Annotated in this window: 21 protein-coding genes; 11 read left to right on the top strand and 10 right to left on the bottom strand. The window is 65.0% G+C overall.

Features of this window, described 5'->3' with window-relative positions:
- Positions 1-96 precede the first annotated feature (96 nt).
- On the top strand, positions 97-1,854 hold the full coding sequence (locus LGH83_RS12755; protein WP_227398996.1) for a hypothetical protein: 1,758 nt from the start codon (positions 97-99) through the stop codon (positions 1,852-1,854).
- 182 nt (positions 1,855-2,036) lie between these two features.
- Positions 2,037-3,287, top strand: a complete 1,251-nt coding sequence (gene glp / locus LGH83_RS12750) for a gephyrin-like molybdotransferase Glp (protein ID WP_227398995.1) — start codon at positions 2,037-2,039, stop codon at positions 3,285-3,287.
- On the opposite strand, the gene mobA is transcribed toward glp, so the two are convergent.
- Positions 3,269-3,907, bottom strand: a complete 639-nt coding sequence (mobA, locus tag LGH83_RS12745; RefSeq protein ID WP_227398994.1) for a molybdenum cofactor guanylyltransferase MobA — start codon at positions 3,905-3,907, stop codon at positions 3,269-3,271. The genes glp and mobA overlap by 19 nt on opposite strands.
- Before the next feature lie 138 nt (positions 3,908-4,045).
- On the opposite strand from mobA, the gene LGH83_RS12740 reads away from it, so the two are divergent.
- Positions 4,046-5,296, top strand: coding sequence for an adenylate/guanylate cyclase domain-containing protein (locus LGH83_RS12740; protein WP_413771043.1), 1,251 nt, complete (start codon positions 4,046-4,048; stop codon positions 5,294-5,296).
- 23 nt (positions 5,297-5,319) lie between these two features.
- Here the strand turns inward: LGH83_RS12740 and LGH83_RS12735 are convergent, their stop codons facing one another.
- The 5 genes from LGH83_RS12735 to LGH83_RS12715 form a co-directional block, all read right to left on the bottom strand.
- Positions 5,320-6,921: an L-lactate permease gene (locus LGH83_RS12735; protein ID WP_227398992.1), complete on the bottom strand. Its 1,602-nt coding sequence runs from the start codon at positions 6,919-6,921 to the stop codon at positions 5,320-5,322.
- A 102-nt stretch (positions 6,922-7,023) separates the two neighbouring features.
- Positions 7,024-7,632 (bottom strand): Holliday junction branch migration protein RuvA, encoded by a 609-nt coding sequence (gene ruvA, locus LGH83_RS12730; protein WP_227398991.1) that lies wholly within the window; start codon positions 7,630-7,632, stop codon positions 7,024-7,026.
- Positions 7,629-8,147 carry a crossover junction endodeoxyribonuclease RuvC gene (ruvC, locus tag LGH83_RS12725; protein WP_227398990.1) on the bottom strand — a complete coding sequence of 173 codons (519 nt, stop codon included), beginning with the start codon at positions 8,145-8,147 and terminating at the stop codon, positions 7,629-7,631. The genes ruvA and ruvC overlap by 4 nt, the downstream gene beginning before the upstream one ends.
- A 43-nt stretch (positions 8,148-8,190) precedes the next feature.
- Positions 8,191-8,937 carry a YebC/PmpR family DNA-binding transcriptional regulator gene (locus LGH83_RS12720; RefSeq protein ID WP_131114069.1) on the bottom strand — a complete coding sequence of 249 codons (747 nt, stop codon included), beginning with the start codon at positions 8,935-8,937 and terminating at the stop codon, positions 8,191-8,193.
- Positions 8,938-9,110: 173 nt separating this feature from the next.
- Positions 9,111-10,043 carry a polyprenyl synthetase family protein gene (locus LGH83_RS12715; RefSeq protein ID WP_227398989.1) on the bottom strand — a complete coding sequence of 311 codons (933 nt, stop codon included), beginning with the start codon at positions 10,041-10,043 and terminating at the stop codon, positions 9,111-9,113.
- A 252-nt stretch (positions 10,044-10,295) separates the two neighbouring features.
- On the opposite strand from LGH83_RS12715, the gene hisB reads away from it, so the two are divergent.
- Genes hisB through LGH83_RS12685 form a run of 6 tightly spaced genes read left to right on the top strand, consistent with a single transcriptional unit; the run spans position 10,296 to position 13,905 of the window.
- Positions 10,296-10,889, top strand: coding sequence for an imidazoleglycerol-phosphate dehydratase HisB (gene hisB, locus LGH83_RS12710; protein ID WP_131114071.1), 594 nt, complete (start codon positions 10,296-10,298; stop codon positions 10,887-10,889).
- A gap of 10 nt (positions 10,890-10,899) precedes the next feature.
- Positions 10,900-11,397, top strand: coding sequence for a DUF2628 domain-containing protein (locus LGH83_RS12705; RefSeq protein WP_227398988.1), 498 nt, complete (start codon positions 10,900-10,902; stop codon positions 11,395-11,397).
- 3 nt (positions 11,398-11,400) lie between these two features.
- Positions 11,401-12,051, top strand: coding sequence for an imidazole glycerol phosphate synthase subunit HisH (gene hisH / locus LGH83_RS12700; RefSeq protein ID WP_227398987.1), 651 nt, complete (start codon positions 11,401-11,403; stop codon positions 12,049-12,051).
- Entirely contained in the window at positions 12,039-12,791 is a 753-nt protein-coding gene (gene hisA, locus LGH83_RS12695; protein ID WP_227398986.1) for a 1-(5-phosphoribosyl)-5-[(5-phosphoribosylamino)methylideneamino]imidazole-4-carboxamide isomerase, read from the top strand. Before hisH ends, hisA begins: the two co-directional genes overlap by 13 nt.
- On the top strand, positions 12,785-13,561 hold the full coding sequence (hisF, locus tag LGH83_RS12690; RefSeq protein WP_131114076.1) for an imidazole glycerol phosphate synthase subunit HisF: 777 nt from the start codon (positions 12,785-12,787) through the stop codon (positions 13,559-13,561). The genes hisA and hisF overlap by 7 nt, the downstream gene beginning before the upstream one ends.
- The gene (locus tag LGH83_RS12685) at positions 13,558-13,905 is read left to right on the top strand and encodes a phosphoribosyl-ATP diphosphatase (protein ID WP_227398985.1); all 348 of its coding nucleotides are present in this window, start codon (positions 13,558-13,560) and stop codon (positions 13,903-13,905) included. The genes hisF and LGH83_RS12685 overlap by 4 nt, the downstream gene beginning before the upstream one ends.
- 4 nt (positions 13,906-13,909) lie before the next feature.
- Here the strand turns inward: LGH83_RS12685 and LGH83_RS12680 are convergent, their stop codons facing one another.
- Positions 13,910-14,671 (bottom strand): short-chain dehydrogenase/reductase, encoded by a 762-nt coding sequence (locus LGH83_RS12680; protein WP_227398984.1) that lies wholly within the window; start codon positions 14,669-14,671, stop codon positions 13,910-13,912.
- 205 nt (positions 14,672-14,876) lie between these two features.
- Between LGH83_RS12680 and coaA the strand changes: the two genes are divergently transcribed.
- Together coaA and LGH83_RS12670 are read left to right on the top strand one after the other, a co-directional pair.
- Positions 14,877-15,845 carry a type I pantothenate kinase gene (coaA, locus tag LGH83_RS12675; RefSeq protein ID WP_227398983.1) on the top strand — a complete coding sequence of 323 codons (969 nt, stop codon included), beginning with the start codon at positions 14,877-14,879 and terminating at the stop codon, positions 15,843-15,845.
- 24 nt (positions 15,846-15,869) lie between these two features.
- Positions 15,870-16,757, top strand: a complete 888-nt coding sequence (locus LGH83_RS12670; RefSeq protein WP_227398982.1) for a DUF4436 family protein — start codon at positions 15,870-15,872, stop codon at positions 16,755-16,757.
- Between the two features lie 16 nt (positions 16,758-16,773).
- Here the strand turns inward: LGH83_RS12670 and LGH83_RS12665 are convergent, their stop codons facing one another.
- The 3 genes from LGH83_RS12665 to LGH83_RS12655 form a co-directional block, all read right to left on the bottom strand.
- A complete protein-coding gene (locus LGH83_RS12665) occupies positions 16,774-17,025 on the bottom strand; it encodes a hypothetical protein (RefSeq protein WP_227398981.1) in 252 nt (83 codons plus the stop codon).
- Between the two features lie 149 nt (positions 17,026-17,174).
- A complete protein-coding gene (gene fdhA, locus LGH83_RS12660; protein WP_227398980.1) occupies positions 17,175-18,359 on the bottom strand; it encodes a formaldehyde dehydrogenase, glutathione-independent in 1,185 nt (394 codons plus the stop codon).
- A gap of 191 nt (positions 18,360-18,550) precedes the next feature.
- Positions 18,551-19,111, bottom strand: coding sequence for a fasciclin domain-containing protein (locus tag LGH83_RS12655; protein WP_131114083.1), 561 nt, complete (start codon positions 19,109-19,111; stop codon positions 18,551-18,553).
- Positions 19,112-19,398: the final 287 nt, after the last annotated feature.

The raw sequence follows: 19,398 nt of genomic DNA, 5'->3' as shown, positions 1-19,398 counted from the left end.
TGTCGGTTTGCGTGATTTAAAGCCGACGACACTTACGCCTTGGCTCGCTGTTGGCCTCACGCGTCGCTCCCAAAGCAATGTGTGGGGGCTCGACGCATGATCGTCTATGGCGACCAGATTCGGCGCGAAGGCGGACGCCGCAAAATCGAGACGATCGACGATCTTCTGCGGCAGGCCTCGCTGGCGCCACGGGGGCTCGATCGTCATGGCCTGTTGGTGGCGGCTTTGATCGAAGCGGGAGAACTGGTTCAAGGGCTTGCCGATGCGGCCGCCGCCGAAGCTGGAGCGGATGGGATCGCTCCGCTTCCGTCAGCCGCCATGGCGCTCACCCTCGTGCTGGCGTCGGTGGTCGGTCGATCCTGGGACAGCGGTTTTGCCACATTCGGCCCGATTCCGACCTCGGCGGCCCTTAGCGCCCTCGGGGTGTCGGGCGAACCGCTCGCGATCAAGACCCCCGAGGGGTTTGCGCATTATGCCGTCTACCCCGAGGCTTATTGGATGGCGGCCCGCGCGGTCTCGGCAGAGCGACCCGGCTCGACCGCCGCCGTGGTGATCGGCATCCGGTCCATCGGAACGACGCTATCGGCCATGGTGGCATCGGCCCTGGATGCCCCGGCTCCCGTCACGATCCGCCCGGTCGGTCCTCCCTTTGCCCGGACACTGCAACTCGACTCGAAACTCGATGCCGCGCTCGTCGGCAATCCCCGCGCGCTTCATGCGATTGTCGACGAAGGCCCCGGCCTTTCGGGATCGACCTTCGGCGCGGTCGCCGACAGGCTCGACCGTCAGGGTATCGCGGGGTCCGATGTCGTTTTCTTTCCGAGCCACGCGGGGGATCTCGGCCCGGAGGCCAGTCCGGCGCATCGGGCGCGATGGGGCGTGAGCCGTCGGCTGACTCTCCCGTTCGATCGTCTGACGGGACCGACGGCCCGGATCGAGCAGCGCATCGGGCATTGGGCCTATGACCTGATCGGCCCCGCGCTGCTGCCGGTCAAGAATGTGTCGGGCGGTTGGTGGCGACAACAGCTTCTGCCGCGCGCGCCGGTATGGCCTCCCGTCGATGCCCAGAGCGAGGCGCTGAAATTTCTCCTCACGACGGCGCGCGGCACGTTTCTGCTGCGGTTCGTCGGCCTCGGCACCATGGGGCTGCGGAAGCTCGAGATGGCCCGCGCGCTGGGCCGGGCTGGATTCGGCATCGAGCCGCTGGGTTGGCGGCACGGGTTTCTGGTCGAGCCCTGGCGGGATGATTGTCGGCCGGTCGAAAGCGTGGACCAGTTCCAGCAGGACATGCCGCACCGGCTCGCCACCTATCTGGCGTTTCGCGTTGGCGCCTTCCCGGCCGCGCCGGACAGCGGCGCGTCGCTCGAGACGCTCTTGTCGATGGCGCGCCACAATATCGCGGAAGGTCTCGGCCATGTCGCCGCCGCCGGGCTCGACCGATGGGAGCGGACGCTGCATCGTTTTGCACCTCGCCTTGCTCGCATCGCGGTGGATGGGCGGCTGCAGCTTTGGGAATGGCTGCAAGCGCCGGATGGCACGTTGCTCAAGACCGACGCGCTTGACCACCATGCGGCGCATGATCTCATCGGCTGCCAGCCGGTCGAATGGGACATTGCGGGCGCAAGCGTCGAGTGGGGATTGTCGCCCGACCAACAGGCGGATGTTTGCGATCAGATCGCCTCCGCCAAAGGCGAGCCGATCGATGCCTCGATGCTACACTTCTACCGCATCGCCTATCTGGCGTTCCAACTCGGCTGCGCCCAGATGGCGCTCGACCGCTGCGAAGAAGCGGAACGGTCGCGACTTCTTAGACGACTCGCCTTCTGCAAAACGGCCCTCGCGGCCAAGATTTAGCGGTCGTCCATCGTCGAGGTCAGCCGCCGCCGAGCCGTGGCACGGACGACAAGCCTCTGGGACGTCCATCTCCGAACAACCGGCTGCTCGGTCATGCCGCGCTTGACGCCTCGGAACGAAGCCGATCAGAACGGGAGCGTGACGATCAGGTGTCGGAACGGACGGCACAGGATGGGTGGTCGATGGCTCAACTCGCAAACGACTGTTTCGCCTATTCGGGCGAGTCGCTCACGGTCTCCGAGGCCCGGGCGCTCATCGGCGACCGCATGAGCCCTGCGACCGGCATGGAGACGATCGCGCTTGGCTTGGCCGACGGACGCATCCTCGCGGCCGATGTCGTCGCGTCGCTCGATGTGCCACCCTTCGACAATGCCGCCGTCGATGGTTACGCGGTCCGCTTTGCCGATCTCGACCCCGATACCACGACGCCGTTGCGGCTGCTCGGGCGGCAAGCCGCCGGCGGGCCAGCCGTCCGGCTCGACGGCGCGCGTGGCGCGGTGCGGATCTTCACGGGCGCGCCTGTTCCTGAAGGGTTCGACACGATCGCGATGCAGGAAGACGTGGCTTTCGAGCAGGGCGAAGTGACGATTTCGTCCGGCTTGCAGAAGGGCGCCAATCGGCGGCTCGCTGGTGAAGACATGGCCTACGGCGCTACCGTGCTGACCGCGGGACGACGCCTCGGCCCGGCCGAGATCGCTTTGATGGCGGCCCTCGGCAAGCCCGACGTCACGGTGCGGAGGCGCCTCCGCGTCGCCCTGTTTTCGACAGGTGACGAGGTGGTGCCTCCTGGCGTCGCGCTGAGGCGCGGTCAGGTCTATGACGCAAACCGCGCCATGCTGCTGGCGCTGCTGGTCCGATGCGGCGCCGATGTCCATGATCTTGGTATTCTGCCCGACCGTCGCGATGCGGTGGCGGCTGCTCTGCATGAGGCCGCCGCCTCGCATGATCTTCTGATCACGTCGGGCGGCGTGTCGGCCGGGGAGGAGGACCACGTTCGGGCCGCCGTGGCGGAGGCGGGATCGCTGATTTTCTGGCGCCTCGCCCTCAAGCCCGGGCGCCCGCTCGCCATGGGGGTCGTCAAAGGCGTGCCGTTTATTGGTTTACCGGGCAATCCCGTCGCAGCTTTCGTGACCTTCACCCAAGTTGGCCGTGTCGCGCTGGCCTGTCTGTCCGGCGAGAGCCGTGATCCGGCGTTGCCCTTCGAGGTGCGCGCGGGCTTTTCGCATCGCAAGCCAGGGGGTCGCCGCGACTATCTGCGGGCGCGACTGCGCCTCGGTCCGTTCGGGCTCGAAGCCGTGAAACATCCGGCGGACGGCAGCGGCATCATCACGTCGCTGACCGAGACGGACGGCTTCGTCGAACTGCACGAGACGACCCTCGCGGTGGAAGTCGGCGACCGGGTTGGTTTCCTGCCCTATACGGCCCTGTTCTGACCGGCGAGGCGCGTGATCAAACGCTCGGCTTCCGCGAGATCTGCCGGTTCGTTGACATTGAAGAACGGGTCGACCGGATCGGTGCTCCAAGGCACCCGAACGACGCCGCGTTGCTGACAATAAAGGCCGACCTTCCGCATTCCGTCGTCCCGCATGGCGCGGCGGAGATCGTGACGAAGCGACACCGGCCAGAGAGCATTGACCGGATGCATCCGACCTCCCGATTCGGCGCAGGCAATCGTCGCGCCGGTCGACGCGCGTTCGCGCTCGAGCCCGATGACGAGATCGCGCGGCAGAAACGGCGCATCGCCGGCCACGCTGGCCACCAGTGCGACGTCCGGTCGACAAGACGCCGCCCAATCGAGGCCGGCCAAAATGCCGGCTAACGGGCCGGCCGCCTCTTCGAGGGTGTCCGGCACGGTCGTCAACCCGAATGTCGCGAACCGCTTCGGATCTCCGTTGAGGCTGAGGATGATGCCGTCGACCTGTCCGGCAAACCGGTCGAGGATGCGCTGCAGAATGGTTTGGTTGCCGAGGCGGCGCAAGGGTTTGTCGCCGCCGCCCATCCGCAGTGCCGCGCCGCCCGCCAAGACGAGGCCGAGCGTCTTTGATCCCGTCATTCGATCATCATCTCCGTCGCTGGTCGCCTCTCGGAGCTGGAGGTAGCGACCGATCGCCCATCCGTGCAAGATGTCAGAACGCGAACAGGCCACAAAGCGCTACCGACGGCGCTCATCGTCGCGAACGAAAGCTCTTCGATGACTTCGACCCCTTCTGACTCTCACGATCCTGCGTCGATCATGGCCGGCAACTGGCCGCTGCGTCGGACCACCATTCTCGATTGGCTGGTGGGCGGCACGCGGGACGAGCGGTTTCTCGACAACATCTTCGTGGAATTCTGCGCCCGGCTTCGAGCCGACGGCATCATGATCGCGCGGGCGACCCTGCATCTGCGTATCCATCATCCGCAATGGAGCGGCGCCTCGTTTCTCTGGAAACCCGGCATGGCGGAAGCCAAGCTGCAGCGGATCGACTATCAGGCGATGGAGACGCCGCAGTTTCTGAATAGTCCCATCAAGGCGCTCTATGACGGGTCCAACGAAGTCCGCAACCGGCTCGACGCCATGGATACGGACGACGAAGATGCCTTTCCGATCTACGCCGACCTGCGTCAGCAAGGCTATACCGATTACGTCGTATGGCCGATGGATTTCACCCAAGGGCAGCGGCATGTCGTGAGTTTCGCCTCGGATCGGCCAGGTGGCTTTGCGGGGGAGGAACTGGCGTTATTGGCGGACCTGCTGCCCGCCCTGTCGCTGGTGACGGAAATCCGGCTGAAGAACCGCTTCGCCCGCACCCTGCTCGAAACCTATGTCGGGCCGCATGCGAGCGAACAGATCCTCGCCGGCGCGACGCGACGCGGTAGCGGCGTCACGGTCAGCGCCGTCATCCTGATCTGCGATCTGCGGGGCTTCACGTCCATCTCCGAACTCTGGCCGCGCGACGACGTGATCTCGCTGCTGAACGATTATTTCGACGCCATGTCGGTCCCGATCGAGCGGCATGGCGGCGAAATCCTGAAATTCATCGGCGACGGGATGCTGGCGATCTTCCCGCTCGATAAGCCCGAGGCCTGTGCCGACGCGCTGATGGCCGTGACGGAGGCGCGGCTCGCCATGAAGGAGCTGAACGTCGATCGCGCGGCCCGGGGACTCGATCCGCTGGGCTATGGCGTCGGCATCCATGTCGGCGACGTCATGTATGGCAATATCGGATCCCGGTCGCGGCTCGATTTCACCGTGATCGGGCCGGCCGTCAATGTCGCGGCACGGCTCGAGAGCCTCACCAAGGAGGTGCACCGGAACGTGTTGTTCTCCGGTGCTTTCGTGACCATGGCGCAATGCGCCATGGGGCTCGACCCGATGGGACGGTATCCGCTGCGCGGCGTCGGCGAACCCGTCGAGGTCTATGCGTTGAAGGAGCAGGCCGGCGATCCCCCGCCGCCCTGACGCCACCTTGGACGATTCCCGACCTAGCTCGGGATCATCCACGGAAACAGGTATTGTTGCGCCACGACGAGAACCCCGAGCAGCAGCGTCAAAAAGATGCTGTGCTTGAATGTGCGGGCGAACACCAGACCTTCCTGACCCTTGAGGTTGGTGACCGCGACACCGGTTGAGATGTTCTGCGGTGAGATCATCTTGCCCATGACACCGCCCGACGAATTGGTGGCCGCGATTAGCACCGGATTGAGGCCGAGCTGGTTGGCGGCCACGACCTGAAGGTTGCCGAAGAGCGCGTTGCCCGATGTGTCGCTCCCCGAGAGAAAGACCGCGATCCAGCCCAGGAAGGCCGACAGAAGCGGGAAGATGACACCAACCGAAGCGACCGCTTTTCCGAGCGTATAGGCCATGCCGGAGTAGTTCATGATGAACGCGAGGCTGAGGATCAGCACGACCGTGAGGATGGCGATGCGGCTCTGCCGCCACGTGATGCCGATCTGTTCCACGAACGTGCCGAACGGCAACCGCACGATGAGCGCCGTGATGATCGTCGACAGCAGGATCGCGGTGCCGGTCGCCAGCGGCTGAAAGTCCCAGACCGCCGCATAGGGCGCGTCATTGTAAAGCGTGATCGAGATCGCCTTATCGAGGCCGGGCCAGGGGATCTTGGTGTCGCCGATGAGAAAGACCTTCAGCGTGGTCCAGAGAATGACCACCACCGAGACCACGATCCAGGGCAGCCAGCCGCCCCAGGTCGATCCGACTGGCGGCGCCTTGGCGATCGCGGCGGATGAAATCGCATAGGCCGGATCGACGGCAGGCTTCCAAACTTGCAGGAACAAGAGCGTCACGATGAGCGACCCCATGGAGGCGAGCACGTCCGTCAGCTTGTAGTCGATATGGTTCGAGGTCAGATATTGCACGAACGCAAAGGCACCGCCGGCCACCAGGAGCACGGGCCAGAGCTGTGCAACGGACCGCCGCCCGCCATAGATCAACATGACGTAGAACGGCAGGATCAGCGCGATGAACGGCAATTGACGGCCCACCATGGCGCCGAGCGTTACGTCCGACAAATGTGTCACTGCGCCGAGGACGGTGATCGGCACACCCAAGGCGCCGAACGCGACCGGAGCGGTGTTGAAGATCAGCGTGAACGTCAAGGCTTCGAGCGGCGCGAACCCGACTAGAATCAGCAGCGCGCTGGTGATGGCGATCGGCGTGCCGAAGCCGGCAATGCCTTCGAGCAGAGCGCCGAAACAAAAGCCGACTACCACGAGCACGACGCGGCGATCGTTCGGCAAATGATCGATCAGCCAGCGACGGAAACTCTCGAATCGCCCCGATGCGACTGCGACGTTGTAGAGCAGCAGCGCATTGACCACGATCCACATGATCGGCCAAAGCGCGAAGACGGTGCCGTTGGCGACGGCCCGAAGCGCGAGACCCGATGGCATCTGCCAGATCCCGACGGCGATCAGGACGCCGGCGACGAGCCCTGCCGCGCAAGCCTGCCAAGCGGGTCGGCGCAAAATGCCGAGAAGGACGAGGACGATCGCGATCGGAATAGCCGCGACGAGAAATGACAGCACGAGGCTGTCGCTCACCGGAGTGAGCAGTTGCTTGAACATCGGTCCTCCCTATCTTTGTGACCATCAAAGAAGGATGAACGAAGGGCGTCAAGCCACGATCGTGGCTTGTCTGCCTTTGTTCGTCATGCGGCCAGACGTCGGCTAAGACGACAAGCGCTTCAAGCCGTGACGGATCAGGGCCGCGGTTCCGGCCTCGTCGCCGAGCAGGCTCACGGCATCGGCGACCGCTCCCATGACCTGAGGCCGGCCATAGCCGAGATTGACCAAAGCCGCGACCGCGTCGTCGGCCTGGAGCGGAAGCGCCGGTGTCGATGCCAGGACCTCTCCCGGCGTTTCGCCACCCCCGAGGGTTGCGGTCTTATCCTTGAGTTCGGCCACGATCCGAGCCGCGAGCTTCGGTCCGACGCCCGGGCTCCGCGCCACGGCAGTCTTGTCGCCGCGCGCGATCGCCAGCGCCAGATCGCCCGTCGGAAGCACCCCGAGGATTGCCAGTGCGACTTTGGAGCCGACGCCCTGCACGCCTTGTAGAAGGCGGAACCAGTCCCGTTCCTGGTCGGACGCAAAGCCGTAGAGCCGGATCATGTCCTCGCGCATCTGGGTGTCGATCGCCAGGCTAGCGGCCTCTCCCGGCGGCGGCAACGCCCTGAGGGTCCGGGTCGAGCAATAGACGATGTAGCCGACGCCATGCACGTCGAGGATGACGAAGTCGGTCCCTTGGCTGTCGACGGTCCCTTTGAGCTTGCCGATCATGCCGTTTTCAATCCGAGTCGCGCCGCCAGGGCCGCGGAGGCGCGATGCTGGGCGTGGGTCACGGCGACCGCGAGCGCGTCCGCCGCATCGGGGCTTGTGGCGTTGCTGCGTGGCAGCAGCACTTTCAGCATCATGCCGATCTGCTGTTTTTCGGCATGACCCGTGCCCGTCACGGTTTTCTTGACGAGATTGGCCGAATATTCGGCGACCGTGAGACCGGCCAGCGCCGGCACCACGAGCGCGATGCCTCGCGCCTGCCCAAGCTTCAGCGTGCCTTGCGGATCGCGGTTGACGAACGTTTCCTCCACTGCGGCCTCGTCCGGCCGATGCGTCTCGATGATGGCCGCGAGCTGAACATGCAGTTGCCGCAACCGCTCACTCAACGGGGCATCCTGGGCCGGGTGGATGGAGCCGCAGGCCACGAAGGACAGCCGCGATCCTTCGGTGTCGATGACGCCCCAGCCCATGTTGCGAAGGCCGGGGTCGATGCCGAGAATGCGGACGACGTTGCTCATGGCAGCATCCGAGTGGCCCCGCACGATCCGAGACCGTGGTCGGTCACGCCTCCATCTTGGCGATCAGCGCGTCGGAAATCTCGAAATTGGCATAGACCTTCTGGACGTCGTCGTTGTCTTCGAGGTTGCCGACCAGCTTGAGGATCTTCTCGCCGGCATCGTCATCGACCAGAATGGTGTTCTGCGGGCGCCAGACCATGGCGGTGCGGCGCGGTTCGCCGAATTTGTCCTCGAGGGCCTTTGCGACATCCTTCAGGCCCTCGATCGTGGTGATGACCTCATGGCCGTCCTCGGTCGTGGCGGCATCATCCGCCCCGGCTTCGATCGCGGCTTCCATCATGGCGTCTTCGGACGCGACACCCGTGTCATATTCGATGACGCCGATCCGATCGAACATGAACGAGACTGCACCCGTCTCGGCCAAGGCACCGCCGGATTTGGTGAAGAAGGAGCGGATTTCGCCGGCGGTCCGGTTACGATTGTCGGTCAGGGCCTCGACGATGACGGCGACGCCGCCGGGCGCATAGCCCTCGTAGCGGATCTCGTCGAAATTATCCCCTTCGCCGCCGACCGCCTTCTTGATGGCGCGCTCGATATTGTCTTTGGGCATGTTTTCGGCCCGCGCCGCCAAGACGGCGGAGCGAAGCCGCGCATTCATGCTGGGGTCCGGCAGGCCGAGCTTCGCCGCGACGGTGATTTCACGCGCCAGCTTGGAGAAGACCTTGGACCGCACCGCGTCCACCTTCCCCTTGCGGTGCATGATGTTCTTGAACTGACTATGTCCAGCCATGGTGGTTCCCGATGCGGCTTACGAGAGCGTGGTCGCCTTGGCGGACCAGCTCCAAATAAAATCCCGACGACACGTATTTCGGACGTTGGATCGTCGTTTTACCGTCATGCCCGGCACAAGGGAAGCAAGCCGAGCGTGTCCGCAGCGTGCCGTGCCGGACAATCCTCTTGGCGTCAGCTCTTACGCGCCACCGTGAACCGCGCCGCTTCGGCCAGGATCGCGGTCTTGTGCCCCATGTCGAGAGCGTCGAGCGCGGCCTGCGCCTCGGCTGCGAGCGCGTCACGCCGCGTTTTGGCGGCCGCGAGGCCGAGGCTCGAGACCAAGGTCGCCTTGTTGCGTCCCGCATCCTTGCCGGCGGCTTTGCCAAGCGTCGCTGCATCGCTTTCGGTGTCGAGAATGTCGTCCGCCACCTGGAAGGCTGCGCCGAGCGCGCGTCCATAGCGACCCAAGGCGTCGCGTTGCTGGTCGGTCGCGCCGCCCATCAGAGCACCGGCTTCGACACCGAAGAGAAGCAGCGCGCCGGTCTTCATCGCCTGCAGCTGCAGGATCGTCTCCGTCTTGTGCGGCTCGGTCGCGCGTTCCGCCTCGAGATCGAGCGCCTGTCCACCCGCCATGCCGCCGAGGCCCGACGCCCGCGCGAGCCCGACCGCGAGCGTGGCGCGAACCAGCGGGTCGGGATGGGTCGGCGTATCGGCCATCACGTCGAACGCATAGGTCAGCAAACCGTCACCGGCCAGGATGGCGGTCGCCTCGTCGAAGGCGATATGGGCGGTCGGGCGACCCCGGCGCAACGCGTCGTCGTCCATGGCCGGCAGGTCGTCATGGACCAGCGAGTAGCAATGGATCATTTCGAGCGCCGCCCCGGCCCGCAGCGGACCGTCCCCCTCAAGCCCAAACAATCGCGCCGTTTCGACCAGCAGGAAGGGGCGAAGCCGCTTGCCGCCGCCCAGGGTCGCATAGCGCATCGCTTCGCGCAGGCGCGCCGGGCGGGTGATCTCACCGGGCAGGGCGGCCGTTCCGAGCAGCCGATCCAGCATGGCTTCGATGTCGTCGGCCACCGCACTCAGGCGCGTATTGAAGTCGGTCGCGGTGGTGTCCCGGGTCATGCGTCCTCTCCCTCAAGCCGTCGTACCGATCGGCACGCACGGCATCCGGCATCGACATGCCGGTCGACCCGTCGAGCCCAAACACGGCTCGTCTCAGGCGGGTTATTTTCTACCAGCCCTCAAGCGTCAAGCCCGACGTGTGACATCGGACGGCGGCGTGCACGCAGCCGCGCACTTGCGGCGCCCCGCTCCGAGCCGGTAAGACGACGCGAGAGCCGTATCGGCCCAGATCCATCAGGCTGGAGACACCCCATGCGTCGCGCGAGCGTGACCCGTCACACGAAAGAGACCGAGATCGAGGTCGCGGTCGATCTCGACGGCAGCGGCGAGAGCAACATCGCCAGCGGGATCGGCTTTTTCGACCATATGCTCGATCAGATCGCGCGCCATTCGCTGATCGACTTGAGCGTAAAGGCCAAGGGCGACCTTCATATCGATATGCACCACACGGTCGAGGATACCGGCATCGCGCTGGGGCAAGCCTTGCGTGAAGCCCTGGGCGACAAGGCGGGCATCACGCGTTACGCGGACGTGCATCTGCCGATGGACGAGGTCCTGACCCGCGTGGCGCTGGATTTTTCAGGCCGGCCCTTCTTCGTGTTCCGCACGTCCTTCGCGCGCGACAAAATCGGCGACTTCGACACCGAACTCGTGCGTGAATTCTTCCAGGCCGTCGCCGTCAATGCTCATATGACGCTCCACATCGAAACCCTCTACGGCGACAACAATCATCATATCGCCGAATCCTGCTTCAAAGGGTTGGCGCGGGCCTTGCGTAGCGCCGTGAGCATCGACGAGCGGCAGGCCGGTCGAGTGCCCTCGACAAAGGGCTCGCTGGCCGGGTAGGAGCGATAGGATGACGATCTATACGGTACACGTGCCGCAGGACGCGGGTGACCGGGTCGCGCTCGCCGATCGGACGGTTTTCGTCCGAGACGGGTTCAGCGTCTGGGCCTTTCTGTTCGGTCCGTTGTTCCTCCTCCGGTATCGGGCTTGGCTCGCGGCTCTCGTCTGGCTCGTCCTGGTCGTCGCTGGCGCTTGGGGCGCGCAGGCGTTGCATCTGCCCGGCATGGTCAGGTTCGGCCTCTTGGTCATACTCGCGATCTTCATGGGTCTCGAAGGCAACGCCCTTCGCGGCGCGGCGCTCGGGTCGCGCGGCTATCGATCGACCGACGTCGTGGCCGGCGCGGGCCGCGAGGCGAGCGAGCGCCGCTACTTTGCCAGTCACGACGTCGAACCCGTCGCGGATCGCTCCCCCTCGCCTCTCGTCCGAGCGACCGCATCGTCGCGGCAGCAGAGCCGCCTGACGAACAACGAGACGATCATCGGGTCGTTCCCGCAGCACGAGGGTTAGGGCGTGTCTGTCGTCATCGTCGATTACGGGTCGGGCAATCTCCATTCGGCCCACAAGGCGTTCGAGCGGTCGGCCCGCGAGGCGGGCCTCGACGTGCCGATCCGCGTCACTGCCGAGCCCGAGGCTATCCGGGCCGCCGAGCGCGTGGTGCTGCCGGGCGTCGGTGCTTTTGCAGCCTGTATGCGCGGCCTCCGGGGCGTGCCCGGCCTGATCGAGGCTCTCGACGAAGCCGTGACGCGAGACGCCAAACCATTTCTCGGCATCTGCGTCGGGATGCAATTGCTGGCCACGACCGGGCGTGAGCACGAGGTGTCCGACGGGCTAGGCTGGATCCCAGGCACCGTGCGGGCCATCGTGCCGAGTGACCCGACCCTCAAGGTTCCGCATATGGGATGGAACACGCTCCGCACGACTGCAACGCATCCACTGCTGACCGGCATTCCGACCGGAGAGACAGGCCTTCATGCCTATTTCGTGCATTCCTACCAACTCCATCCCGACGATCCCGCCGATCTCGTGGCAACCGCCGATTATGGCGGTCCCGTGACCGCCATGGTCGGGCGCGGCACGGTCGCGGCCACGCAATTCCACCCCGAAAAAAGCCAGACGCTCGGCTTGGCCCTGATTGCAAATTTTCTGAGGTGGCGCCCGTGATCCTGTTTCCCGCCATCGATCTCAAGAACGGCGAATGCGTCCGGCTTGTCCATGGAGACATGCAGCAGGTCACGGTCTTCAACTCCGATCCGGCCGCACAGGCGGCGGACTTCGAAGCCCAGGGGTTCGACTATCTCCACGTCGTCGATCTCGATGGCGCTTTCGCGGGCAAACCCGTCAATGCCGAGGCCGTCGAGGCAATTCTCCGCCGGGTCGCCATGCCGGTGCAGCTTGGCGGAGGCATCCGTGATCTGCGGACCATCGAGGCGTGGCTGGCACGCGGCATCTCTCGCGTCATCATCGGCACGGCCGCCTTGCGCGACCCTGATCTTGTGCGCGAGGCGGCGCGGCTGTTTCCCGGACGCGTGGCGGTCGGCATCGACGCGCGCGACGGCTTCGTGGCCGTGGATGGCTGGGCCAAGACCTCGCAAACCTCCGCGCCCGAGCTTGGGCGTCGTTTCGAGGATGCCGGGGTGGCGGCGGTGATCTATACCGACATTTCCCGCGACGGCGCGCTGCAAGGCCTCAACATCGAGGGCACCATCGCGCTCGCGGAGGCTCTCGCGATCCCGGTGATCGCTTCGGGAGGCCTTGCCTCGCTGGCCGATATCGAGCGATTGCTCCAGCCCGATTGCGCCCGCATCGCCGGCGCCATCTCGGGTCGCGCGCTCTACGATGGGCGGCTCGATCCCGCCGAGGCCTTGGCGTTGATCCGGACGAATCGGCAGTCATCATGCTGAAATCCCGCATCATTCCCTGCCTCGATGTGAAGGACGGACGCGTCGTCAAGGGCGTCAATTTCGTCGATTTGCGCGATGCCGGCGATCCGGTCGAATGCGCGATCGCCTATGATGCGGCGGGGGCGGACGAACTCTGCTTTCTCGACATCACGGCGAGCCATGAGGATCGCGGCATCCTGTTCGATGTCGTGAGCCGGACGGCGGCCGCCTGTTTCATGCCACTGACGGTCGGCGGCGGTGTGCGAACGGTGGACGACATTCGCCAGCTTCTCTTGGCCGGCGCCGACAAGGCCTCGATCATGACGGCCGCAGTCAACAATCGCGCCTTCGTGCGCGAGGCGGCGGAGAAATTCGGCAGCCAGTGCATCGTGGTGGCCGTGGATGCCAAACGCGTGTCACCCGAGGGTGCGCCGCCGCGCTGGGAGGTGTTCACCCATGGTGGACGCCGCGCGACGGGGATCGACGCGATCGGCTATGCCCAAGAGGTGGCAGACCTCGGCGCCGGCGAAATCCTGCTGACCTCGATGGACCGCGACGGCACCAAGATCGGTTTCGACATCGGGCTGACCCGCGCGGTGGCGGATGCCGTGCGCGTGCCGGTCATCGCGTCGGGGGGCGTCGGCACGCTCGATCATCTCGTCGCGGGTGTGCGCGAGGGGCGGGCCGATGCGGTGCTGGCCGCCTCGATCTTCCATTTCGGCACCTATACGATCGGGCAAGCCAAGCGCCATATGAGCGAGGCTGGACTTCACATGCGGATGGACGGATGAGCCTCACGGTTCCAAGGACGGGCGAACGCCCCTTCACGTTGGACGATCTCGTCCAATTGATCGCGGCGCGCGCAACCGCGACCGCAGATGCCTCCTACACCCGCACCTTGCTGGATGCGGGCGTGCCTCGCATCGCCAAGAAGTTCGGCGAGGAAGCCGTCGAGATCGTGATCGCGGCGATGGGCGGAAACAAGGCCGAGATCACGGCCGAAGCGGCGGACGTGCTGTATCACCTTCTGGTGTTGCTCCAGGGCAGCGGCGTGGCGTTGCAGGATGTCGTGGCCGAGCTTGGCCGTCGCACGCGCCAATCCGGGCTCGACGAAAAAGCCTCGCGCTCGACCTGAACGATCATTTCGGCGCACCGTCGATCGTCAGGATCGTCCCGGTCGTATAGGCGGAGCGCGGTGAGGCCAGAAACGCGACGGCGGCCGCGATTTCCTCGGGGCTGGCGGGGCGGCCGAACGGCATGGTGGCGTAGAATTCGCGCCAGCGCTCTTCGTCACCCCACTCGCGCTTGGCCCGGGCCCGAAGCGCTTGCTGGATCCGGTCGGTCTCGACCGGACCGGGGTTGATGCCGACCACGCGGCAACCGTCTTTCGGAGCCGCCTTGCCGATCGTCTTAGTGAAGGCCATCAAGGCGGCGTTGCCGGTGCTGCCCGCGAGATAGTTCGGATCGAGCCATTCGCCCGCCGCCCCGATCACGTTGACGACGACACCGCGACGGTCCTTGAGGCGCGGATAAAGCGCGCGTGTCAGGCCGATGAAGCCGAACACCTTGAGGTCCCAGGCGCTGCGCCAGGCCGCGTCGTCGAGCCCGAGCAGATCGCCTTGCGGAATGGCGCCCGCGTTATTGACCAGGATGTCGAGAGCGCCAGCTTCCGCGGCGACCCGCTCGATCGCGCTGGTGACCGACAGATCCGCCGCGATAATGTCGACCGCCACGGCATGGCGGGATCGGATCTCGTCGGCCGTGGCGGCCAAAGTGGCTTCGGTGCGGGATACTAGAACCAGATCGCATCCTTCGTCCGCCAGCATCAGCGCCGTGGCTCGACCGATTCCTTTCGAGGCGCCCGTGATGAGGGCGCGCTTGCCGGCGAGATGTAGATCCATGGTCCAACTCCAAGGCTGCGATGCGAGAAGACACGCCGTGCGTCGTTGGCGCGCGCGCGATCAAAGTTTACATAGGAGGATCGTTCCGGAACCAAGGGGGTTCTGCTACGTGTGACATTGCCAAGACGATCGCGCGCGCCGATGAAGCCGCTCGATGGCTGGCGTGGTGGCTGAAAGACCGGCAGGTTGTTGTCCGGGAGGGCGCATGAACGAGCGGGTCAAGAAGCCGATCGCGACGGTCGCGGCGCCGCACCGGCATTTCACGCGCGACGAATGGGCAGAGTTGCGTGCCGACACGCCGCTGACCCTGACGGTCGACGATCTCCGCAAGCTGCAATCCACCAACGACCCGATCTCGCTCGAGGAGGTCATCGCGATCTACCTGCCGCTGTCGCGGCTGCTCGCCCTTTATGTCGCGGCGACACAAGGCCTTTTTAAGGCGACTCAGCGTTTCCTCGGGGCCGAGGGCGAGGGCAAGATGCCCTATATCATCGGGATCGCGGGCTCCGTCGCGGTCGGCAAATCGACGACCTCACGCGTCATGCAGGCGCTGCTGTCGCGCTGGCCGAACACCCCCAAGGTCGCTTTGGTGACGACCGACGGCTTTCTTCTGCCCAATCGCATCCTGCAACAGCAGGGTTTGATGGATCGCAAGGGGTTTCCGGAAAGCTTCAACGGCGCGGCCCTGTTGCACTTTCTCTCGGACGTGAAGGCCGGCATGCGCAACGTGAAAGCGCCGGTCTACTCGCATCTCTCCTACGATCTGATGCCCGGCGAATTCGTGACCGTGGACCGTCCCGACATCCTGATCGTCGAGGGCATCAACGTGCTGGCGCCGAACCGGCCCCATAAGGATGGACCCGGCGTACCCTTCGTGTCGGATTTCTTCGACTTTTCGGTCTATCTGCACGCCGACCAGGATCTGCTGGAAAAGTGGTACGTGTCCCGCTTCATGCGGCTGCGCGAGACCTCGTTCCGCGATCCGCGCTCCTACTTTACCAAATATGCCGAGATCAGCGACGACGAGGCGGTTGCGGTCGCGCATGACATCTGGACCCGCATCAATCTCCGCAACCTGCGCGAAAATGTATTGCCGACGCGCGAGCGTGCCAGCCTCATCCTGACCAAGGGGGCCAGCCACCGGATCGAGGAAGTGGCGCTTCGCAAGCTATGACCAGGCCGGGTAGGAGATGACGACGTGAAGCGGCCGAGTTTTCACGCCATGATGCTGGTGGCGCTGATGGGTCTGTTCAGCCTCGGCTATGCGGTTTTTCTTGGAACGCTCGGGTCGGAGGCAAATCTGGCGATCGAGAGCTACGGGCCATCTAAAAAGGCCGATGGCGTCCGGCCGCAGTTGCAGGTTTATGCCGAGATCGTGTCGATCGACGCCGTCAACGGCTCGATGCGGATGCGGTTCAGCTTCACACCTGCGAAGGTGTTGCAGGGTCGCCGCCTCAAGACACCACTTCGCGACATGACGGTCCGAATCGCTGACGACAGCGCCGATTACGAATACCCGCTGGCGGCAGACCAGCCGGTCGCCTCGCAGCTCATCGACGTTGATCTCAACAATGGGTCGGTGTTCGATTACCCGCTCGACGCGTTCACGGCTCGGCTCAGCGTGGATGCTTTTGAGGACCCGCCAGCCGGGCAGGAGGGGGTTGCGCCGAACCATCTCGCGGTCGAGGTCGCGCTCTGGGATGGGTTCGCGGGTTGGACGATCCGAACTGCCGAACGCGCGGCCGATGGGACCAGCGCTGTGACGATTGCGATCGATCTGCGACGCAGCGGCGCCGTCCGCTTTTTCGTTCTGTCGCTTTATGCCGTGATGGCCATCATCGCGATCGCGGCTCTCACGATGGCCAGCCTCGTGTTCCTGCACGTCCGCAAGATGGAAATCTCGATCGCCAGCACCTTGGCGGCCATGCTGTTCGCGCTTCCCGTGATGCGATACGGTCTGCAGGGGTCGCCCCCGCTGGGGGTGCGGGCCGATGTCCTGATCTATCTCTGGGCTGAAATCGGCGTGGCGCTCGGTCTATGCCTCGTGGTCGCCACCTGGGCGCGCGGCGAGCCGAAGCCGCCTTGAACCGTTACCAGACCCATCACCCGTTGCGCCAAGACCAGACGACCTCGGCATCGTCCGGCGTCGCTGTGGGATCGCGCTCGAGGATGGCCTCGACGGCCAGCCGCCGGAAACGGCTCTTATCCTCGGATTGCTTATGGCGAGCCGGGATCGAGGTCGGCGCCTTGACGAGATAATGCAACGGCGAGCCGATAGCCGCCATCGTCAGGATCTCGCCCTCGAAGCTGACATCGATCCAGCCGCCTTTGACCGTGATCTTCGCGTTCGTCATCGTCCGGCTCCCGTCGATCCCGTGGTCGAGCGGTCTTACGGTGCTCGGACGCAGATCGCAAAGCCACGTCTATGACGCCAAGCCGCCCCTTAGGCGGCCAAGCCGCCCCTTAGGCGGCCAAGCCGCCCCTTAGGCGGCCAAGCCGCCCCTTAGGCGGCCAACATGCCATGCGGGTCGAGCACGAACTTCTTGGCGGCGCCGTCGTCGAAAGCCTTGTAGCCCCGCGCCGCCTCCTCGAGCGGAATGACGGTCGCGCCCACGATCTCGGCGATCGGCAGGCGGCCGTGCAAAATCGCCTGCATCAGTTGGCGATTGTAGCGCATCGTCGGGGTCTGGCCGGTATGGAACTGCTGGCTCTTGGCCCAGCCTTGGCCGAAGCGCAGGCTCAACGAGCCTTGTTTCGCGCCTTCCTCGGCGGCCCCCGGATCGGCTGTCACATAGAGGCCCGGAATGCCGATCGACCCGGCCGCGCGGGTCACCTCCATGGCCTGGTTGAGCACGACGGCGGGCTGCTCGCCGCCGCTATGGCCGCGCGCCTCGAACCCCACGCAATCGATGAAACTGTCGACCTCCGGCACCTTGACGATCTGTTCGATAAGGTCGCCAAGCCGATCGTGCTTGGAGAGGTCGACCGGCTCGAACCCGACCGCTTTCGCATGGGCCAGCCGCCCGGCGTTGAAGTCACCGATCATCACGACGGCGGCGCCGAGGATCCGGGCCGAAGCAGCCGCTGCGAGGCCGACGGGACCTGCGCCCGCGATGTAAACCGTCGAGCCGACCCCGACCTTGGCGCTGATGGCGCCATGAAAGCCGGTCGGCAGAATGTCGCTCAACATGGTGAGATCGCGGATCTGCGCCATCGCCTGATCCTTGTCGGGGAACCGCAGCAGGTTGAAGTCAGCATAGGGCACCATGACATATTGGGATTGGCCGCCGATCCAGCCGCCCATGTCGACATAGCCGTAAGCGCCGCCCGCGCGACCGGGATTGACCGTCAGGCAAACGCCCGTATGGCCCTCACGGCAGGTACGGCAGCGGCCGCAGGCCACGTTGAACGGCACCGATACGAGGTCGCCCTTCTTGATCATCTCGACATCGACACCCGCTTCGATGACTTCGCCGGTGATCTCATGGCCGAGCACGAGCCCTTCGGGCGCCGTTGTGCGACCACGCACCATATGCTGGTCGGAGCCGCAGATGTTGGTCGAGACGACTTTGAGAATGACGGCATGCGTAATGGCGTGGCCACCGGGTGCTTCCATCTTCGGATCGTCGATGGACTGGACCTCGACCCGGTCCTTGCCGAGATACACGACCCCGCGATTGCCACTCATGCGAATCTCCCGTTGCTGGCGCCGATCATTCGATCTGGCGTTGCCATCATGGAACGGGCGGCGGGCCTTGCATGTTCCGAATGCGCTTCGGTCTGTCCTGCGGCGGACGCGCGGTCCAACGCCGGGCGCAACAAAGCCCGCCGACCTTGCGGGTCGGCGAGCCGAGAAAACGGGTCAGGAAAGCGAGACGATCAGGGCATCAGAACCGAGTCGATGATGTGCGCGACACCGTTCGACTGCATGACGTCGGCCTGCTCGACCGTGGCCATGCCGCCCTTGTCGTCGACCAGGACGACCTTGCTGCCGTCCATCTTGGCCGTGATGCTGTCGCCTTCGACGGTCTTCAGCTTGGCCATACCGCCACCCGCCTGGATCGCCTTGACGAGGTCTTCGGCCGTCACTTTGCCAGCCACGACGTGGTAGGTCAGGATCTTGGTGAGGGTCGCCTTCATGTCGGGCTGAACGAGCTTCTCGACCGTGCCGGCCGGGAGCTTTTCAAAGGCCGCATTCGTCGGCGCGAACACCGTGAACGGACCCGGGCCCGACAGGGTGTCGACCAAGCCGGCGGCCTTCACGGCGGCCACCAGGGTCGTCAGGTTCTTGGCCTGCGACGCGTTCTCGACCACCGTTTTGGTGGGGTACATCGGAGCGCCACCGACCATCACGTCGGCCGCATAGCTCGCGCCGCCGAGGCCGGCCACGAAGGCCACAGCGAGGATCATCGATCGTGCGTTTGTATTGAACGTCATCATGATATTCTCCTCTCGCCGGAACGGCGAATGCCGCCCCGTCATAAAAAAGTCAAAGTACCGACCGGTCGTTCCCAACAAGAGCGGGTTGAAACATCGGCCGATACTTGAGCCGGGACTGTGCCGGCTGAGTGAAAATACGTTGGACCATTCGCGGAGTTTCGGAACGACTGCATTAATCTTCGACGTTTAAGGCGCACCGGCGTTGCGAAGGTGAGAATGCATGAAGGCAAAGACCCTTGTCGCACAGGCGCGGGTTTCCGATATGCTGAGCGCAAGCCTATTCGCCT

Source organism: Lichenihabitans sp. PAMC28606 (assembly GCF_020616535.1).
GTDB classification, from domain to species: Bacteria; Pseudomonadota; Alphaproteobacteria; order Rhizobiales; family Beijerinckiaceae; genus Lichenihabitans; species Lichenihabitans psoromatis.
Note: the sequence above shows the minus strand (reverse complement) of the source record. Positions and strands in the feature narration are given on the sequence as shown.

Excerpts from the sequence above, each read along its gene's own strand:
- LGH83_RS12755 (WP_227398996.1), top strand. The coding sequence starts at position 97 with ATGATCGTCTATGGCGACCAGATTCGGCGCGAAGGCGGACGCCGCAAA.
- glp (WP_227398995.1), top strand. The coding sequence starts at position 2,037 with ATGGCTCAACTCGCAAACGACTGTTTCGCCTATTCGGGCGAGTCGCTC.
- mobA (WP_227398994.1), bottom strand. The coding sequence starts at position 3,907 with ATGACGGGATCAAAGACGCTCGGCCTCGTCTTGGCGGGCGGCGCGGCA.
- LGH83_RS12740 (WP_413771043.1), top strand. The coding sequence starts at position 4,046 with ATGACTTCGACCCCTTCTGACTCTCACGATCCTGCGTCGATCATGGCC.
- LGH83_RS12735 (WP_227398992.1), bottom strand. The coding sequence starts at position 6,921 with ATGTTCAAGCAACTGCTCACTCCGGTGAGCGACAGCCTCGTGCTGTCA.
- ruvA (WP_227398991.1), bottom strand. The coding sequence starts at position 7,632 with ATGATCGGCAAGCTCAAAGGGACCGTCGACAGCCAAGGGACCGACTTC.
- ruvC (WP_227398990.1), bottom strand. The coding sequence starts at position 8,147 with ATGAGCAACGTCGTCCGCATTCTCGGCATCGACCCCGGCCTTCGCAAC.
- LGH83_RS12720 (WP_131114069.1), bottom strand. The coding sequence starts at position 8,937 with ATGGCTGGACATAGTCAGTTCAAGAACATCATGCACCGCAAGGGGAAG.
- LGH83_RS12715 (WP_227398989.1), bottom strand. The coding sequence starts at position 10,043 with ATGACCCGGGACACCACCGCGACCGACTTCAATACGCGCCTGAGTGCG.
- hisB (WP_131114071.1), top strand. The coding sequence starts at position 10,296 with ATGCGTCGCGCGAGCGTGACCCGTCACACGAAAGAGACCGAGATCGAG.
- LGH83_RS12705 (WP_227398988.1), top strand. The coding sequence starts at position 10,900 with ATGACGATCTATACGGTACACGTGCCGCAGGACGCGGGTGACCGGGTC.
- hisF (WP_131114076.1), top strand. The coding sequence starts at position 12,785 with ATGCTGAAATCCCGCATCATTCCCTGCCTCGATGTGAAGGACGGACGC.
- LGH83_RS12685 (WP_227398985.1), top strand. The coding sequence starts at position 13,558 with ATGAGCCTCACGGTTCCAAGGACGGGCGAACGCCCCTTCACGTTGGAC.
- LGH83_RS12680 (WP_227398984.1), bottom strand. The coding sequence starts at position 14,671 with ATGGATCTACATCTCGCCGGCAAGCGCGCCCTCATCACGGGCGCCTCG.
- coaA (WP_227398983.1), top strand. The coding sequence starts at position 14,877 with ATGAACGAGCGGGTCAAGAAGCCGATCGCGACGGTCGCGGCGCCGCAC.
- LGH83_RS12665 (WP_227398981.1), bottom strand. The coding sequence starts at position 17,025 with ATGACGAACGCGAAGATCACGGTCAAAGGCGGCTGGATCGATGTCAGC.
- fdhA (WP_227398980.1), bottom strand. The coding sequence starts at position 18,359 with ATGAGTGGCAATCGCGGGGTCGTGTATCTCGGCAAGGACCGGGTCGAG.
- LGH83_RS12655 (WP_131114083.1), bottom strand. The coding sequence starts at position 19,111 with ATGATGACGTTCAATACAAACGCACGATCGATGATCCTCGCTGTGGCC.